At 62.9% G+C, this 16,995-nt stretch carries 20 protein-coding genes; 7 read left to right on the top strand and 13 right to left on the bottom strand.

What is annotated here, in order from left to right:
• Positions 1–400 precede the first annotated feature (400 nt).
• Positions 401–520: a DUF5994 family protein gene (locus SLQ30_RS26815; protein ID WP_319449692.1), complete on the top strand. Its 120-nt coding sequence runs from the start codon at positions 401–403 to the stop codon at positions 518–520.
• A gap of 25 nt (positions 521–545) precedes the next feature.
• Positions 546–791: a hypothetical protein gene (locus tag SLQ30_RS26810; RefSeq protein WP_319449693.1), complete on the top strand. Its 246-nt coding sequence runs from the start codon at positions 546–548 to the stop codon at positions 789–791.
• 21 nt (positions 792–812) lie between these two features.
• On the opposite strand, the gene SLQ30_RS26805 is transcribed toward SLQ30_RS26810, so the two are convergent.
• Complete coding sequence (locus SLQ30_RS26805) at positions 813–1,421, bottom strand: TetR/AcrR family transcriptional regulator (RefSeq protein WP_319449694.1); 609 nt, start codon at positions 1,419–1,421, stop codon at positions 813–815.
• A 98-nt stretch (positions 1,422–1,519) separates the two neighbouring features.
• On the opposite strand from SLQ30_RS26805, the gene SLQ30_RS26800 reads away from it, so the two are divergent.
• Genes SLQ30_RS26800 through SLQ30_RS26790 form a run of 3 tightly spaced genes read left to right on the top strand, consistent with a single transcriptional unit; the run spans position 1,520 to position 3,272 of the window.
• Positions 1,520–1,951, top strand: coding sequence for a nuclear transport factor 2 family protein (locus SLQ30_RS26800; RefSeq protein WP_319449695.1), 432 nt, complete (start codon positions 1,520–1,522; stop codon positions 1,949–1,951).
• Entirely contained in the window at positions 1,948–2,409 is a 462-nt protein-coding gene (locus tag SLQ30_RS26795; RefSeq protein ID WP_319449696.1) for a nuclear transport factor 2 family protein, read from the top strand. Before SLQ30_RS26800 ends, SLQ30_RS26795 begins: the two co-directional genes overlap by 4 nt.
• Positions 2,406–3,272 carry an alpha/beta hydrolase gene (locus SLQ30_RS26790; protein ID WP_319449697.1) on the top strand — a complete coding sequence of 289 codons (867 nt, stop codon included), beginning with the start codon at positions 2,406–2,408 and terminating at the stop codon, positions 3,270–3,272. Before SLQ30_RS26795 ends, SLQ30_RS26790 begins: the two co-directional genes overlap by 4 nt.
• Before the next feature lie 451 nt (positions 3,273–3,723).
• Here the strand turns inward: SLQ30_RS26790 and SLQ30_RS26785 are convergent, their stop codons facing one another.
• From SLQ30_RS26785 to SLQ30_RS26760, 6 genes are all read right to left on the bottom strand, one after another.
• Positions 3,724–4,683, bottom strand: a complete 960-nt coding sequence (locus SLQ30_RS26785; protein WP_319449698.1) for an oxidoreductase — start codon at positions 4,681–4,683, stop codon at positions 3,724–3,726.
• A gap of 93 nt (positions 4,684–4,776) precedes the next feature.
• A complete protein-coding gene (locus SLQ30_RS26780; protein WP_319449699.1) occupies positions 4,777–6,300 on the bottom strand; it encodes an AMP-binding protein in 1,524 nt (507 codons plus the stop codon).
• Positions 6,300–7,568 (bottom strand): CaiB/BaiF CoA-transferase family protein, encoded by a 1,269-nt coding sequence (locus SLQ30_RS26775; RefSeq protein WP_319449700.1) that lies wholly within the window; start codon positions 7,566–7,568, stop codon positions 6,300–6,302. The genes SLQ30_RS26780 and SLQ30_RS26775 overlap by 1 nt, the downstream gene beginning before the upstream one ends.
• 2 nt (positions 7,569–7,570) lie before the next feature.
• Positions 7,571–8,557 carry an MBL fold metallo-hydrolase gene (locus tag SLQ30_RS26770; protein WP_319449701.1) on the bottom strand — a complete coding sequence of 329 codons (987 nt, stop codon included), beginning with the start codon at positions 8,555–8,557 and terminating at the stop codon, positions 7,571–7,573.
• A 38-nt stretch (positions 8,558–8,595) separates the two neighbouring features.
• Positions 8,596–9,570: a cyclase family protein gene (locus tag SLQ30_RS26765; RefSeq protein ID WP_319449702.1), complete on the bottom strand. Its 975-nt coding sequence runs from the start codon at positions 9,568–9,570 to the stop codon at positions 8,596–8,598.
• An 82-nt stretch (positions 9,571–9,652) separates the two neighbouring features.
• Positions 9,653–10,171, bottom strand: coding sequence for a flavin reductase family protein (locus SLQ30_RS26760; protein WP_319449703.1), 519 nt, complete (start codon positions 10,169–10,171; stop codon positions 9,653–9,655).
• Between the two features lie 228 nt (positions 10,172–10,399).
• Here SLQ30_RS26760 and SLQ30_RS26755 point away from each other — a divergent pair, with 228 nt between their 5' ends.
• Positions 10,400–11,386 carry a hypothetical protein gene (locus SLQ30_RS26755; RefSeq protein ID WP_319449704.1) on the top strand — a complete coding sequence of 329 codons (987 nt, stop codon included), beginning with the start codon at positions 10,400–10,402 and terminating at the stop codon, positions 11,384–11,386.
• Positions 11,387–11,579: 193 nt separating this feature from the next.
• Positions 11,580–12,032, top strand: coding sequence for a hypothetical protein (locus SLQ30_RS26750; protein ID WP_319449705.1), 453 nt, complete (start codon positions 11,580–11,582; stop codon positions 12,030–12,032).
• A gap of 70 nt (positions 12,033–12,102) precedes the next feature.
• On the opposite strand, the gene SLQ30_RS26745 is transcribed toward SLQ30_RS26750, so the two are convergent.
• From SLQ30_RS26745 to SLQ30_RS26720, 6 genes are all read right to left on the bottom strand, one after another.
• Positions 12,103–12,570 (bottom strand): YybH family protein, encoded by a 468-nt coding sequence (locus tag SLQ30_RS26745; protein WP_319449706.1) that lies wholly within the window; start codon positions 12,568–12,570, stop codon positions 12,103–12,105.
• Between the two features lie 116 nt (positions 12,571–12,686).
• Positions 12,687–13,229, bottom strand: a complete 543-nt coding sequence (locus SLQ30_RS26740; protein ID WP_319449707.1) for a hypothetical protein — start codon at positions 13,227–13,229, stop codon at positions 12,687–12,689.
• 116 nt (positions 13,230–13,345) lie between these two features.
• The gene (locus tag SLQ30_RS26735; protein ID WP_319449708.1) at positions 13,346–14,032 is read right to left on the bottom strand and encodes a hypothetical protein; all 687 of its coding nucleotides are present in this window, start codon (positions 14,030–14,032) and stop codon (positions 13,346–13,348) included.
• Positions 14,029–14,997 carry an MlaD family protein gene (locus tag SLQ30_RS26730; protein WP_319449709.1) on the bottom strand — a complete coding sequence of 323 codons (969 nt, stop codon included), beginning with the start codon at positions 14,995–14,997 and terminating at the stop codon, positions 14,029–14,031. The genes SLQ30_RS26735 and SLQ30_RS26730 overlap by 4 nt, the downstream gene beginning before the upstream one ends.
• Entirely contained in the window at positions 14,994–15,986 is a 993-nt protein-coding gene (locus tag SLQ30_RS26725) for an MlaD family protein (protein ID WP_319449710.1), read from the bottom strand. Before SLQ30_RS26725 ends, SLQ30_RS26730 begins: the two co-directional genes overlap by 4 nt.
• Complete coding sequence (locus tag SLQ30_RS26720; protein ID WP_319449711.1) at positions 15,983–16,987, bottom strand: MlaD family protein; 1,005 nt, start codon at positions 16,985–16,987, stop codon at positions 15,983–15,985. Before SLQ30_RS26720 ends, SLQ30_RS26725 begins: the two co-directional genes overlap by 4 nt.
• Positions 16,988–16,995 lie beyond the last annotated feature (8 nt).

The raw sequence follows: 16,995 nt of genomic DNA, 5'->3' as shown, positions 1-16,995 counted from the left end.
AAGTGATGGTGTCAGCCATAGGTCACAGCGTACTACAAATTGTAAGACAGTGGCGGCGTTGTCGGGTATCGCTGGAATACGACTGAATCGAATACGGCGGGTTACCGGTACGGACATATCTCCTGAAAGACCCTTGCAGGCGAACGAAGCTGAGAAGATTCGACTGCAGACGAGGCAAAACAGCTACCCGCTATCTGCGCGCTCCTGCGGGACCTTGACTGGTGCCCAAGCGTGGCAGGGCGATTCGATCATGAGCTCCAGGAGTGGACATCCCCCACCGAGCACAGGAAGGCAGCAACATGTCAGCAACGATTGAAAGAACCGCCACCGCACGAACACACCGACCGGCGATCGGAACCCTGCGATTGCGTTGAAACCCGCACACCAGGCCTGCGGATTTGTGCAAGGAGCATCGTGGCCACGATTAACGCTGCTCACCGCCGAACTGCCATCGCTGCTCACGGCGATCTCGTTGCGGTTCAGCAGGATTCACCGGGTGCAGTATCACGCAAGCGATTAGCCTCACTTCTCTGGAACGGGGAACGATGATTGAGTTCTCCGGCAAGCGGCAGAAGCGGTTCGTCGAAAAGCCCGACGGATCGACGGTCATCGTGCGGCCCGCTTACCATCCGAGCGACTTCATGTTCCCCGTTGGCGATCTGGAGAACTTCGACCACATCCGCAGCCGCAATCACGGCGGTTCCGAGGACGTCCTCGACGAATGCGATGGCGTGCTGAGCTACTACCGCCAGGCCCGCCGCTTCGAGTGCGGCGGCGAACCGCTGACCTGACGGCGCTGGTCTCATGCGGAGTCATCGAACCAAGAGTCCGTTGGCGATGACATCGGTTGCGGTGTGCAGTAACCCGCGAAGCTCGGATTCGCTGCGACGCAGGCTGTCCGGGCGCCACCCGAGGCTGATCACACCGTTCCATGCTGCCCACAGGATGGTGGCGACGTCCTCGGGGGCCAGCGCGCGGACTACACCGGCCTCGACCCCGAGCCGAAGTGCCTCGACCATGCGCTGATTCTGCGTGTCGACGGCCCTCGCGAGCTGTTCGGAGAGTTCGTGCCCCGCGGTGTAGTGCCCGGGATCACCCGGGTAGGCCAGCATTCGAAAGTAGTCCGGGTGGGCGAGGTAGAACTCCAGATACTCTTCGGAGGCGGCATAGAGCTGCTCGATCGCCGTGCGATCGGCCGTGTACGCGCGGTCCATGTACGTGCGGTCCGCTGCCAGCGCACGCTGCAGGACCGCTGCGCGCAACCCGGCCTTGGACCCGAAGTGGTTGTAGATCGACCCAACCGCGACGCCGGCGTGGTCCGCTATCTCTTCGACGGTCACGTCGTCTATCGGTCGCTCGTTGAAGATCTCCTCCGCGGCCTGCAGCAGTGCATCGATCGTGCGTTGCGTTCGAGGATTCATTCCACCCGTTCTTGTAATCATTGCAGGAATACGATTCCGCTGCTAACCTCCGGTGATCCGTTCATGCAATCATTACATGGAAATCGACTGGAGCATTGATGACGACCTGCCAGACCGATCTGCATCGGATCATCGAGGCATACGGGCAGAGGTGGAACGGCCACGACCTCGACGGCATCATGGCCATGCACACTCCGGACACCATGTTCCGTCTGCACTTGCTCGGCATGCCGGAGATCACCGGATCCGACGCGGTCCGGGCGGCGTTCGCCGGGCTGCTGGCAACGTGGCCGGACATGCAATCCACGACGGACCAGCTGACCGTGGGCGACGGTCACTACGTCTACCAGTACACCATTTCGGCGAGCCTGGCCGTACCGCTCCCGCTCGGCGCGATCGTCGTGCAGCCGACCGGCAAGGTCGTCCAGTTCGGCGCGATCGACGTCTTCACAATGGCCGGAGATCTGGTGCAGCGCAAGGAAACCTACCTCGACATCGCCGAGGCACTACAGCAGCTGGGGGTTCTGTGACCACCGACTGGCCCGCCGTCCATCGCAATGTCGTCGACGCCTTCACCAAGGGGTGGGCGCACCCCGGACCGGACGCCTGGGACCACATTCTCATCGAGGACGTCGTGCTGAATCAGCCCATGCTGCCGCCGACCGTGGGACGCAAGATGTGGCAGCAAGAGGGCGACCGGCTGCTCGCACTGCTACCCGACCTCCGTGGCGACGTATTGAGCTGGGCCGGGCGCGACGACATCTTGTTCATCGAACTGGAACTATCCGCCACACTCGGCGGGAAGCCCTTCGCCTTCCGCGCCGTGGACAAGATCTGGATCACCTCGTCCGGCGAAATCGCGCGGCGCGACTCCTTCTTCGATTCGGTGCCGATCGCCCAGACGATGCTGACCCGGCCGACCGCGTGGTTGGCCTGGTGGCGTTCGGGTCTCGGCCCGTTCCTCGGCAGGCGCCGTTTCGTGGGATGAGTTGGCGGGATTCTCGGCTGGGCGTGGCCAAGGACGTGCGGCTGTCCTCTGGGTTGATTCGCTACCACGAGTGCGGCTCAGGTCCGGCACTCGTGTTCGTGCACGGATACCTCGTGAATGCGAATATCTGGCGCAAAGTGGTGCCGCACTTGGCAGACGACTTCCACTGTGTGACACCGGACTGGCCACTTGGCTCACACGACATCCCGATGGAGCGGGACGCTGACCTGTCCCCGCTGGGCATCGCCCGGCTCATCGCAGAGCTGATCGCGGCGCTCGACCTCCGTGACGTGACGCTTGTCGGCAACGACTCCGGCGGCGCGTACTGCCAGATCGCGGCCGCCGAGTCCCCGCCGCGAGTCAGCCGGCTGGTGCTGGCTTCGTGTGAAACGCCGGACTGCACGTGGCCACCGACGCCAGGAGGGTTCGGCTTGCTGAAGGCCACCGCCGCGTATCCGGCGACCTATCGCGCGCTCTATCAGGTACTCCGGTTGCAACGAAGTTGGCGCTGGCGCAACACTTATGGCTGGCTGGCGAAGTATCCGATCGACGCGCCAGCGATGAACGGCTACATCCGCCCGGTCCTGGACCGGCGCGAGATCCGGTTTGACGGACGCAAGGCTATCGGCAGCGTGAACGCAAGCTACAGCCGAGCCGCGGCCATACGATTGCCCAACGATTTCCGTAGTCCGGTGTTACTTCTATGGGCTACCGAGGATCACGTCTTCCCCGTCGAGCACGCCAGGAGATACGCCCAGACGCTCGGCGGGGAACTGCACACCATCGACGACTCGTACACCTACCTGTCCGAGGACCAGCCCGAGCGCTTCGCCGACGAACTCCGCTCCTGGCTGACTTCGTGAGTGCGGCGGGACGTCAGGTGCGGATGTTCAGTGTCATCGCGAGGTAGCACCCCGTGGTTGGCCGATCAGTTGCGGTACTACCTGACTACGGTTCACCCGTTTTCTGCCACCAACCGAGCCGGGAACAAGTACATACCGCACGCGCCGCTGTATCCCGGTCGCCGCAATCGCCATCGAGCTGCGCAGCTTCTTTCGCGGGTCCGCCCAGGCGGACGATGCACGATAGGGATAGCTGCGCTTTGGCTCACGTTCAGTCAAGGCGCGGCCTCGCGATTCTCAAATTCGCAGCTTAAACCATTGGCGCGTCCCGGCCGTCGAATGAGGTCTCATGCCGTCTAGGCCGTTTCACCACGTTTCGTTCACAAATCCGTGCACAATTCGGCCGTGCAACCGGGGCCCGGGCGAACCCCGCCGACAGACTTGATCGCCGTAAATCGCATTCTCCATCAGGTCAGAAGGCGGGATAGTCGATGCCGGTGAGTTCCTCGGAAAGCGTCCAGATTCTGCGCTGCAGGTGCAGGTCCAGGGAGTGCGAACTGGACCTGACGACTTTGGGGTAACCGCACATCTGGAGGAAGCCGCGCGGCCCGTAAAACTGGCCGCCTGATACCGAGGGATCGGTGGCGGCCCGCAGCGTCGGTAGCGCGCCCATCGCGGGGCTCTGTAACAGCTGGTTGACAAGTCGGACCGGCGTTGTGGAATGGCGAGTGATATCGCTCGTGGATCCACCGGGGTGGGCCGCCACCGCGATCGTCGAACTGTCGCACGCATTGAGTCGATGTTGTAGCTGGTAGGTGAACAACAGGTTGGCTAGTTTCGATTGCAGATATGCACGGTTGACTGTGTACCTACGCTGGCTGTGCAGATCGTCGAATCGGATGCGGGCGCGCAGTCGATGGGCGGCACTACTGACCGTCACGATGCGCGAGTTCGGCGCCGCCAGCAGATGTCCGATGAGTGTGCCAGTCAGCGCGAAATGCCCGAGATGATTGACTCCCAAGTGCATTTCGAACCCATCGACGGTGGTCGACCGCGCGCCGCCCATCACCCCGGCGTTGTTGATCAGCAGATCGATCCGATCGAACCGGCCGCCCAGCTCGGCGCCAGCGCGCTCAACTGACTCCAGAGACGCAAGATTCAGATGTTGAACCATCACATCTGCGTTTGGTATCGCCGTTCTGATCGCAGCGGCTGCGGCTTGACCTTTGTAGGGATTTCGCACGGCGAGCACCACGTGCGCGCCGTGGCGCGCCAGCTCGTGCGCGGTTGCGAAGCCCACGCCGGAGTTGGCTCCGGTGATGACTGCGACACGGCCGGACTGATCAGGTATGTCGGCCGCCGTCCATGTGCTGTCAGCGGTGCGGTCAGACCGATCGCAGAGCCCATCACGAACGCCGAAACACGTCGTCAACGCACGCTCCTCAAACGAAACGGTGGCAGTATGTTCATTTCCGAGTAACTAGGGCCCATTGCCCGTGCATCTCACTCCCGCTGGTTGGCAACGTCAGATGCCATGTGTGTCAGTCCAGTACGGAATGCGCAGCTTGAACTTCTGCAGTTTCCCGGTTGCCGTACGCGCCAGTTCACTTCTGAATTCCACCCGCTTTGGAGCCTTGTAGCCGGCCAGTGACGCGCGGCAGTGTGCGATGAGTTCCTCTTCGGTCACGTTCGAACCGTCGGTCACGACGAGCGCATGCACTGCCTCTCCCCATGTTTCGTGAGGGATGGCGATCACCGCCGCCTCGCGGACGGCCGGATGTGAGGTCAAAACGTCCTCGACTTCGACCGAGGAGACGTTCTCACCGCCGGTGATGATCACGTCCTTCTTGCGGTCAGCGATCGTCAGGTAACCGTCAGCGCCGACCTCGCCGCGGTCGCCGGTGTGAAACCAGTCGTCGCGGATCGCCTCCGCCGTGGCATCCGGCTGCTGCCAGTAGCCGAAGAGGTTGTGGTTGCTGCGCGCGAGAACCTCGTCGTCTGGGGCGGTGGTCAACCGCACTCCCAGGGCCGGCGCGCCGGCCCTGCCAAGTAGACGCGCGCGGCCTGAGACGCTCAGAGAATCCCATTCACGCCGTTGCCTGTTGATCGTCAGGAGTGGCGAGGTCTCGGTGAGGCCGTAGATCTGGATGAACTCCCAGCCGAGTACGTCCAGGACGCGCTCAATCGTCCGCGTCGGAGGCGGGGCGCCGGCGACGACGATCCGGACGCGGCCGCGACCTGGTAGCGGCCCGGGCCACGTGGCGGCCGCCTCGAGGATCCTGTCGACCACCGTCGGGGCGCCGCACATGACCGTGACGTCGTATTGGGCGACGCGGCGCAGGATCTCCGCACCATCGACCTGGCGTAGAACGACATGGCCGGCGCCGACACCCGTTGCCGCGTAAGGCATTCCCCAACCGTTGGCGTGAAACATCGGCAAGGTGTGGAGCACGACGTCTCGGTCACTCAATCCGAGGTGAAGACCGAAAACTGCCGCATTGAGCCACAGGTTGCGGTGGGTCAGCTGTACGCCCTTGGGCCGCGACGTCGTGCCTGAGGTGTAGTTGAGGCTTGCTATCGCATTTTCGTCGACGTCGGCCCATTGCTGCGGCTCGACGCCGGGCCGGTACAGCGCGTCATCGTCGCCGAAGACGATGACGCGTCGTGTCTTGAGCCCGGCGACGACGTCCTCGAACTCGGGGTCGATGCACAACAGGTCGGCACCGGAGTGCTGCACGACGTAGGCAATCTCGGGCGCTGTCAGGCGGAAGTTGATCGGCACCATGACGCGTCCCCAGCCCGAGATACCGAAGAACGAGATCATCATGCGGGCACTGTTGTGTGACAGGACCGCGACCCGCTCCCCCGGCCGCAGCCCGAGCTCGTCGAGGCGGGCCGCCTGGGCCCGCGCGTAGCGCGCCATCTCGCGATAGGTGATGGCACCGAGGCTCGACGCGGGTTGATCCGGCTCGTCCGCGATTGCCACTCGGTCGCCGTAGACGAGTTCCGCTCGATCGAGGAAGTCCCCCACTGTCAGCGGGACGAACATCAGGTCTCCTCCACTGTGCCGTCGAATGCGTCCTCGCCGACGCCGACGATGCCGGTGCGTACGAGCCGATCAACGTCGGACGTCGGGTAGCCGAGCGCATCGAGGACTTCGAGGGTGTGCGCGCCGAGCGCCGGGACCATCTGGCGGTTACGCGGCCGGGGGCCGAGCGCCAGTGCGGTGTCCGGCAGCGACACCGTGCGGCCAGTGGGCATCCTAACCTCGCGCGGCTTCTTTGCGGCAAGCAGCTGGGGGTGCGCGAGGACCTGGGCGGCGTCGTTGAGATATCCCCACGGGATGCCGGCAGTATCGAGCGTGGTGATGAGCTCGTCGGCGGTGTGACGTGAGCATGCCGCTGCCACTGTCGACTCCAGTTCGGGTCGATTTCTGAGCCGCCGCTCGTTGGTGTGAAATCTCGGATCACTCGCCAGCCCTTCAGCTTTCAGGACTAGCGAGCAGAGACGGCGCCACTCACGATCGTTCTGCACAGCGATGTTGATCAGCACTCCGTCGGAGGTCCGGTAGGCGCCGTACGGCGCGATGGTGGCGTGGTGCATCCCGGCGGGTTCGGGCACTTCTCCGGTCAGCTGCTGCATGAGCAGCAGCGGGGTCATCCATTCGAGCATGGCGTCGAACATCGAGATGTTCAGATTGGTCCCACGTCCGGTGCGCGTGCGGTTCAGCAGCGCCGCCAAGATGGCGCTGAGGGCGTAGCTGCCTGCGGCGAGATCAACGAGAGAGACGCCGGCCTTTGCAGGTGCTCCTAAGGTACCGGTGCTCAGTGTGACGCCGGCTTCGCCCTGGACCAGCAGGTCGTATGCCTTCCTATCGCGGTACGGACCGGCTGGGCCATATCCGCTGATCGCGCACCGGACAAGGGACGGATACCGACGCGTTAGCGTTCGCGGACCTACGATCCGGTCCAGTGCGCCAGGCCCGAGATTCGACACCAGCACATCGGCGGTCGACAGCAACCGGTGCAGTACCTCAACGCCTGCACGATGTTTCAGATCGAGGGCAACGCTGCGCTTACCGGCGTTGAGCCAAACGAAATGAGTTGACTGGCCGTTGACGGCGTGGTCGTAGTCTCTGGCGAAGTCTCCACTGCCGACGCGCTCGATCTTGATCACGTCGGCACCGAGATCGAGCAGATGACGCGTGCATAGGGGCGCTGCGACCGCTTGTTCGATCGAGACGACTCGGATGTCGCTTAGCGGCCGCGCTTTCGATCTGGTCGGCTGATGGGCGCCGGGCCGCTGAGCCCGTTGCACGACTATTTTCCGAACCAGAGGGAGCTGCCTACCGACGGCTGCACGTACTGACGCGGCAGGGTTGACGAGAACGCCGCGTGCGCACGTAGCCCGCTGCAGTGCATTGGGACGATCATCTGTACCTCGAGGTCGCGCATCGCTTCGACGGTCTTGTCGACGTTCTCGGCGGGCGTGGTCGGAAAGCCGAGGTGAAACCCCCCGATGACGGCTCGAATTGGCTTCTCGCCGCTGATTTGACGGGCCCGGTGAAGGGTGTTGATGACGCCTGCGTGAGCACACCCGGTGAGGACGACCAGGCCTTCGCCGGCAACGTCGATGACGAGCGCTTGCTCGTCGGTCACCTCGTCAAGGCCTACCCGGCCGTCGGCGGCGACCTGATAGAGGCCGGGGTCGCCAGGCGCGGCGGGAGGACGGGGTCCTTCGTAGTCGACCAAGCGGGGGATCTCTCCTGTGGTCCGCACCCCGCATCCCAGTTCGAGTGGTTCGCGGACGAGGACGAAGCGCGCACCGGCCGTCGAAAGGCTCTCCTGGTTGAAGGCCGCGTTGTAGAACGGCGACGTGCGGCCGTCGGCCATCACGGCGTATCGCGGAAGGAACGCGTCGGGATGCGTCGCGACCGGCACGGCGCGGTCGAGCTCGCCAAGGAAACGATCGATGCCACCGTAGTGATCGGGGTGACCGTGACTGATGACGACGTGATCGATGGTGGTCGGATCCTCACCGAGCGCGCGAAGGTTGTGGGCCAGCACCGACCCGGTGAGGCCGACGTCGAACAGTGTCGTGTAGGTGCGAGCGCCGCGAGTGGCCCTAACCAGCAAGCTGATGCCGTTCTCGGCTTGCGGCGCAGTCAGCTTCGGATCGAAATGCTCGATCAACCCGGTTCGGGTGACGCAATGCTGGCTGGCGTCGCCGATGTGTAGATCGGGCAGCAGCATGTCGACCCAGTTTTCGACGAGGATTCGCACCTCAAGGCGGTCAGCGGTAAACATCGGTGTTCATTCCTGTCATCGGCTGGTGCGGGCGGCCGCTATTTGATTGCCTGGGGATTGGTTGGCGAGCCGACGGCGCCGGTGATGCGCAAAGACGGTGCGACGAGCATGAATTCGTACCGGCCGTCGTTGGCGCAGTCGGCGGCGAGAGCGTCCAGGTCCCAGATCTCGCCCAAGTGCATGCCCATCGACACGATCAACACCAGATGCATCGGCTGGAACGCGTCGGCGATCTCATTGGGCCTGACCTCAACGCCCCAGGTATCCGTTGCGACGGCCGCGACACGGTGCTCGGCGAGCCAGCGTGCGCTACGCAGCGAGAGACCGGGCGCGTCGCCGAGCGAGAAGCCGCCCCAGCCGGGTGAGTCGCGGCGCGCCATCATGTCGCCGGTGCGGATCAGCACGATGTCGCCTTCGCCGACAGTGACTCCCCCATGAGCACATGCCGCGTCGAGCAGCTCCGGGAGCACGACGTCACCTGGTGACATCGGTTCCCCAAGGACGGCGACCAGATCGAGAAGAACGCCGCGTGACACGAGCGTCGGATTGTGCTCGATGCCCAGCGAACGGGCACCGCGACTGGACACATGGTTGGCGGGGAACCCGTTGTACATTCGTCCGTCGCGGAAGATGTGCGACAGCGCGTCCCACTGGGTCCCGCCTTGCAAGAACAAGAACAGGGAGTCATCGGCGTACCCGAAACCCAGTGGCGACGGCTCCGTCTGCGCGACGTGATCGGCACCGGAAACAAGCATGTGATGAATGGGGTTGTATCGGCCGAACGCCCCAGTCTGCGGGCCGCTGTCGTCCATCGGTACCTGAAGGGAGATTGCGCGACCGTCTCGAACGAGGCTCGCGGCCTCTGTGATCTTCGCGGCCGTAACGTAATTCAGAGTGCCACGTTGATCGTCGGGACCCCACTTGGTCCAGTTCGAGCAGTCTGAATATGTGGCTTCGAACTCGTCGACGGTCACCGAGTGGCCCTTCATCGTATTCGGTACGGCCAAGTTCATCGTGCCTCCGTTTGTTCGTGATTGGTGCCGGTGTGCGACGTCGGGAACAGGGTGCATGGGGTAGCGCAACTCGTCGTCGCGATCACCCACTTCGATCGGAAAGCCGATGGAACCGTCCGCGGAAGAAGAGCAGCGGTTCGTCATCGGTGTGTTCGAGTCCCAACACGCGTGCGATGACGACTGTGTGATCGCCGGCGTCGTGCTCTGCCTCGATCACGCAGTCGATGACCGCCACCGCGTCGGCAAGGATGGGGGCATCGGTGCGCGCACTGACGTGCCAGGACCGTCCGGCGAATTTGTCGCCAGCCGAGACGGCGAAGTCACGGCACAGTTCCTCATGGCCGCTCCCGAGGACGTTGATGGAAAACCGTTGTGCGCGTGAAATCTTCGGCCAACTCGTCGAGGTTTTCGCCGGGCACAGAAGCACGAGTGGCGGCTCGAGCGACACGGCGCTGAACGCCTGACAGGTGAAGCCGGCCGGTCCCGACTCCGCCGCCGCAGTCACGATGGTGACGCCGGTGCAAAACCTCCCGAGCGTGGCACGCATCGCAGACGACGCAACGGTCGTGTCGACAGCGCTCGATGCTGGCGATTTTCTCACCGGCTCTCCGTTTCGTGGTTGTTGCACATCCACGTTGGGCCGTCGCCGTTACGGTCATCGTTACCGTCTTCGGTCGCCATGGAGGGCGCGCGACGGTTGGCGACAACACGCGGCGTTGTGCGATCGCGGTCGCGAGTACCTCCCGTTCTGCGCCCGACCGCGGGCAGCTGCCCAGCTACCCGGGTCGAGATAACGCGGCACGTAACGGTGTTCGCCGACGCTAATCGTATGGGCGAGATGTTGCCTCGGATTCGGGGGGCACCAGCAGCGTCCGACGCCGCGTGTCGGGCGTTCTGCGTTCGCTTGCCGTATGACTTGCCGAACCGCTATCTCGACGTTGCGGCTCCGTCCAGTTTGGCCGGCTTCCGACTGTGGAGTATGTACGCGGCGGCCGCCGAGGACGCTGCCGCGGATCAGGCCCATGAGGGGGACCTCGTCGAGGCGAGTCGAGCGCTCAAGGTCGCCGCCCTATACCGCCTGATCTCCAGTAGGCAGTCGGGCAAGCCGCACGCCTCCGCGGAGGGCCGCGGCGCGGCCGCGAAGGACCTTGCCGCTGCGTTGCGGTTCGAGGGTACGAAGCTGACGATCTATGAAGTCAGCGTCGGTCCGTGGAACGTGACTGGGTACCTGCGCACGTCGTGTACGACCATGCGCACGCCGCTGGTCGTCATGCTTCCGAGCGCGGAGGCCTCCGCTGAACTGTTGTACCTCCTCTTCGCCGACGAGTTCAACCGCGCAGGAATCGCATGTATGTGCATCGACATTGCGCCTCGCGCCGGCCTGCAGTCCACCGCGATCCCGGAACACTACCTGCGAGGCGGGCTGGTTCGGCGACTACTCGACGTGGCTACGAGCACGATCGACATCGCAACCGACGGCGCGACCGTCGTCGATCTCTCGAACACGGATCTCTCCGCGATCGCCCGGCTGGCGCAGGATTCGCGCGTGAGCCAATGGGTAAGTGGGAACGCCGTGTTCCCGTGGTCACGGCCGGCGTCTGCAAGCGTTGCAGCGCCAGCGATCGGGGTTCCGCATCTATCCATCCACGGCGAATGCGACCACGATCACGACCTCCTGCTGACCCTGTCGAGAACAAGTGCGAGCGGGACACACTCCAGCCCAACCCGATGCGACTGGACAGAACTCAGCCGACGTATCTCCGGCTGGGTGTTGAGCTCGGGGGCGGACGCGGTTCTCGCCGCCGCAGGGTGTTGAGTCACGACGTGACCACGCGTGCGTGGGCGTCGCCAGTGATCGGATCGACCGCAACGGGGCTAACGCCCGTGCAGCTTCAGGAGGCGAGTAACGGATGACAAGGCTTCGTGGCGAGGACTTCCCGCGCACTGACCCTCGGGGGTCTGCAGATGAGCGGGGTCGACAGCCGCATGCGATGCGGCGCTGGCGACGAATGAAGCAAGTCACCCTGGGCATCGCAGCGGGTGCCGTCTTGGCGACGTGGGTTGCACCCACGGCGGCGGCGGACGCGACAACGGCTCTGAAGTCTGAGGTCGACTCTGCCCGCGCTGCAGCGGGCTGTCCGCCGCTCCAATCCGACCCAATTCTCGACGGCGTGGCCCAGCGCGCTAACTCTGAAACGGACTCCAACATCCTGCATACCGCACGCTTCATACCCTTCGAGGATCCGATGCCCGTCTTGCGGGACTTGGGCTACAACACGAGCAAGGCGAAAATGCTTGTCGGCTATGGAGATGTCGAGGCCAAGGCAAACCGCGGCGTCGTAGTCGAAGGTTATGCGGCCATCCCCGACTGTTCCTACACGAAATACGGCGTCAACGCGCTGAGCGATGGCGATGGGGATCAAGGGTATGTGCTGGCTGCGGTGGTATTGGCGGGTCCCTAGCCAACTTGGACACGACGTACACATCGCGATCGTGGGCCGGAGTTGTTGTCCCGGCGGCCCGCGCGCCCTGCTACCCGATGACGGCTGACTGATATGCCCTCAACAGGTCCGGCTCGTCGATGGAGCCGTGATGATGCACCTGCCGCCATTCGTTATCGGAGGCACGGCGGAAGACGCGGCTAGTACGGATGCGAAGCTCTAGGGTCGTGCCATCATGCATCGTCAGCGATCCCCTTTCGCGGCCGATCGCGATGAAGCAGTCCGCGGTCTCGACGATGCTGTAATCCCAAAACTCAACCTGGACCCGGTTCGGACCGTTGAACAACTTCGCGTACACCGCCTCGATAGCTGGCCAGCCGCGGCTGATGCCCCCGAGCGGGTTGTCCATCACCGAGTCGTCGCCGTTGTCCCAACTGCGGGCGGCAAGCTCGAGGTCGCGGGCGTTGAAGGCACGGTAGAACTCCGACAACGCTTGGATCGGCTGGGAGCGATCGCCCAGCTCCTCTCGGCCGGTGATCGAGATCTGTTGATACGTCACATCACTACCAACGCGCCGCAGGTCCGGTTTCTTCCGTTCCACCTGAAGTGTGAGTCGAGGAAACAGTCGTCGAAGCCAGCAGTGACACGCAGGGAAGTCGTGCACACGCCCAACAGCTAGTCGCAGACATGCGACCGTACAATTCGGCTGCCCCAATGCTTCACCCGCTGCACGGACGGACCGAACACCCATGCCGTATTGCGAGCCTTGATGCCAGTCCCGACGTTCGACAGATGCTGCCACAGGCGGTAGAAACTCTCCCCCTGATACAGAGGAAAGTATTCGTCGCCAGCGAAGTCCTCGCTGTGAGTCAGGGCCTCGGCCCGCGGCGCGAGAAAGGCCTCGGCCTGGTCGATGTTGGCGGTCACGGCGTCGGCCTGCAACTGGATTCCGTCAACTACCCAGTCATTGTTGGCAGCAAGGAGATTGAACCCGAATGCATCAATTTGGCGCTGTAACACTTCGTATTGCCCGTTGAACCACTGACACATCTCGCCTTCCGCGGTGATGTCAGCGTCTGTGACGTCCTTCCGAGTGGCGTCATACGGGAATGGGTATTTCGGTGCCCAGTTGTTTGACGTCGGAGTGAAAACCGGTAGCGGTGGGGCAGGCTGGTTCGACGGATCAGCGTGGGCGGGCCCGATCAACACCACGGCCATCGAAACAAAGAGAACCAACCACCGCGTGACAGCGCGCATTTGGCGACGTGTGGTCGAGTAGGTCGCCTCGCACCGAGATGAGGTTGGCATATTGGGTACCTCCGGGTACTGGTTGGCTACTTTGCGCCGACCATGGCGTCGATTCCACCGACGTCGGTGATCTGCCAGTCGTGGTTGCGATCGAGGGTGATGCTGTAGGTCGCGGTGGACTGCAAGCTATCTGGCGCTTGAACCGTCTTCGTCGAGACGCTGACGAACGCGTCCACTATGTACATCCCGTTGTTGTCGGTGCGCACCTTGGCCACGAGCGGGCGTGCTGCGGAACTCCATTGCAGGGGCAGCAGGATTTGGTCCATCTCTGTCGCGGCCTTGTTGAGTTTGTCTCTGAGTTCAGCGGTCGTGCCCTTGACGAGATTCTCTTTCCAGGGGGCGAGATTCTGGAAGTCCATGATGGCGGCGTTGACTGCGTAGTCGAGGGCGATTTGTTCGGCGTGCTTGTTGTTGTCGACTTGCCGAGCTTGGTCGTCGAGCCTCGAGTTGGCGCCGAGGTACAACCATGTCATCACACCGGTGGCCGCGATCAAGCTGAGGATCAGTGCGGCCAGCGCCAGAGTGCGAACAGAAACCGAGACCCGGCGGGCCTTGGCTTCGGTTGGTGTCGTCAACGCGTCGGAATGCGACTCCGAATCGGCTTCGAAGTCGGTCAACCCGGTTGGTGGCACAGTGTCCGCCTCCCGGTCAGACGCATCGACGTCTAGCCCGTTCGCCAGACCTTCCTTGGTGTCGCGGGACGTCGTCGTCATTTGTTCGGCTCGCTTTCCGGAATTGTCACGTGCAGGTCGATCGCGCCGTCTTCAGGCACGGAGTTGAGCAAGTGGGTGAGGATTTGGCTGCTGTCGATAGTGGTGAGCGACGCCGCGATGGCTTTGATGTTTCCTAGCATGGGTTCGGTTAGCACTCGAATGTCGGCGCCGCGATCGTCAAGCAAATTCTGTATTCGCTGAATGAAGCCACCGAAGTGGTAGACGCTTGCGGGCGAATCGGTGCGCAGTGTGATGTCGGTGGAATAGTTCCACAGGGCCTCAATGCTGGGGCCAAGTCGGGCGATGGGAGGCGCCGCCTGGGCGAGTGCCGGGCCGACGAAGCCGGCGTTCTCCAGGAGTATCTGCAGGTTGTCAAGTGTGTCATGCCCGCGCCCCTTGAGATCCGTCGTGGTGTTGCGCAGCAGCAGGCTCGCGCGGGAAATGTTGGGCAGCACCGTGTTCGGGTCGGGTAGGCCGACATCGACCTCATCGATAGTGCGCTTGAGTTGGTCAGGATCGAGTTGGTTGAGGACCCGCACTACGGTGGTGCCTAGCTCGGATATCGAGGCCGGTCGTTTCACGTCTTCGGTCGCGATGCGCTGGCCGTTCTGCAACACCTGGCCGCCGATATTCCGGGGATCTAATTCGATGTAGGATTCCCCGAGTGCCGAAAGGTTTTCCAGTCGCACATCGCTATCGACTGGGATTTTGTACTGACCGTCGATATAGAAGCGTATCGACGCCGTTGAGACCGACGTGTCGATATCGGTCACTTTACCGACCGGTATCCCGTGGAGAAGCACATTGGAGTCGACGACGATATTGTTGACGTCGGACACATCCATCGAGACATTCACTCGATTCGCCGGCGGAGTGATCCGAATTCCCAGTGATGCGACGTAGCCGATGAATGCGACGATCATCGCCACGAACGCGATGAAGGACGTCAGGCTTGTTATCTTCATGGCACAGCTCCGAGCATGCGTAGAACCTGCTGGACATCACCGGATAGTTCCCGGCCATCAGGGCCGATGATCGAGGTGATGTTGATTGCCGGATATTTGTCTTGCGGCATGTAGTAGTCGGTGATGAAGCGACGCCACGCCGGATATTCCTCCTCTACTGCCCACTTCGACTGCTGAATCGCCCCGAGGGCACCCGCAATGGACTTGAGCAGCGGAACCAACCAATACCCGCCGTTGTAGACGGAGCCGAGAGAGGGCAATTGCTTGCCGAACGTGTTGGCCACGATCATGTTTCGTTTGAACCCGGCCAATCCCGGAGGCGAGAACCATAACTTGAATGCTGGGGTGCTAGCAGCCATCACGGTTGTCGTGTCGGAAAGCCCCGTAAGCCACTGATCGACAACATCGATGTTGGTCGACAGGTCCTTGAGGTCGGTTGCCACCCGCGAGGACATCTGGCGGATCTGATCTGGAGCTGGAGTAATGGCGTTGATGCGGACCAACGTGTTCTGCAATCGTTGTATTGATCCGCTGCCGATGAAGTTGGCCAGACTCGCGATGGTGTCCTCGAGCTGGGGCGGAGATGTGGTCTGTGCCAGTGGGATCCGACTACTGGGCCCCAAAGGTGCTGCCGGATCGCCGTCATCGCGTCGTTCCAGCGCGACGTAGATGTCGCCAAGGACGGTGGCCTGCTGCAGAATGGCGCGGATGTTCGCTGGCACGACGACGTCGCGGTCAATTCGACATCGGACGTCTACGTGGCTACTGGTACTGGACACCCTCGTCACCACACCCACCGTGGTGCCATCCATGACCACCTTGGCGCGGTCGGGCAGGTTGAGGACGTTGGCGAACTCGACCGTGATGTCGTAGCCGCCCTCGTAGGTGTTGCCTGGCAGCGGTACCGAATTGACGCTGATCGATGCACAAGACGAGACCGCCACAGCTACGACGAGCATGGCAACGGCCAAACGTGCTCGGCTGCTCATCGCTGCGCTGCCACGGTGAGGACGTACTGCAGCAGAGCAACGTCTACCGCATACGGTTGGCCGGCGACGTCAGCGCAGCTGCCAGGCATGGCCGCGTTCATCACACCGCATGTGACGAGCCCATTGGGTGTTCGGATCCGGAACAGCGGTGGGCGCCAAGGCAGGAGGTTGAACAGGTGGTTGTTGAGGTGCTTGGCCAGGGCCCCGGCCGTCGCATCAGCGGGCTCGCCGGCGAGCCCGCTGATGAAGCGCGGGAGTGGGTTGAGCATATTGGCGATCCCCTTGTAATGCGGACTCAAATGCCGAAGCGCGTCAGAGACCGTGTCGAGTGCGAGCTGCACTTCGGGGCCGAGCTGAAGTTCGAGATCGTTGACCAGTTGCACGAGCTCGGGTAACGGTTTGGACAGATCCGCACCGCCCTCGAGGGCGGAAGCGAGGTCAGGCCCGGTGACCGGCATGTCCTGCAGGATCTGCTTCGCGGGCTCTCTGTTCGCTTTGAGCATTGCTGTCAGTTCGGCCATATTTCTAGTGAGAGCGCCTAGATCGGCGATCGTCTGGTCGGGGTTGTCCAGCAGCGCAGCCGATGTGCTGATCAACTGGTTCAGTGGGGCTCCGTTGCCCTTGACGGCCTCGTCGATACCGCGGAGGGCGTCTTTGATGTTGGCCGACCCGTCCGGCGAGAGTCCGTTGACGAAGTTGGTGGCAGATCCGATCACCTTGGAGATGCTCATCGGTGTCGACGAGTGGTTCAGTGGGATGCAGTCGCCGGGTGCCAGCTTGGGACCGGACTCATAGTTTCCGACGAGCTCCAACGCGCGGTCGGCGAGAATCGACGGTGAGCGGATTACTGCTTTGACGTTCTGCGGTATGGAGCGTTGTTCGCTTACGGTGAAACCGATTTCGGCCCCGCCGCCAGCGGGCTTGATGGTCTTGACGGTCCCGATTTCGTATCCCATTTGGGTCACGGGGTTACCGATGTAGAGCCCGATACTGTCTGGCATGACCGCAC

This window comes from Mycobacterium sp. RTGN4, assembly GCF_033804635.1.
In the GTDB taxonomy this organism is placed as follows: domain Bacteria; phylum Actinomycetota; class Actinomycetes; order Mycobacteriales; family Mycobacteriaceae; genus Mycobacterium.
The sequence above is the reverse complement of the archived record's forward strand: the minus strand, read 5'-3'. Positions and strand labels throughout refer to the sequence as shown.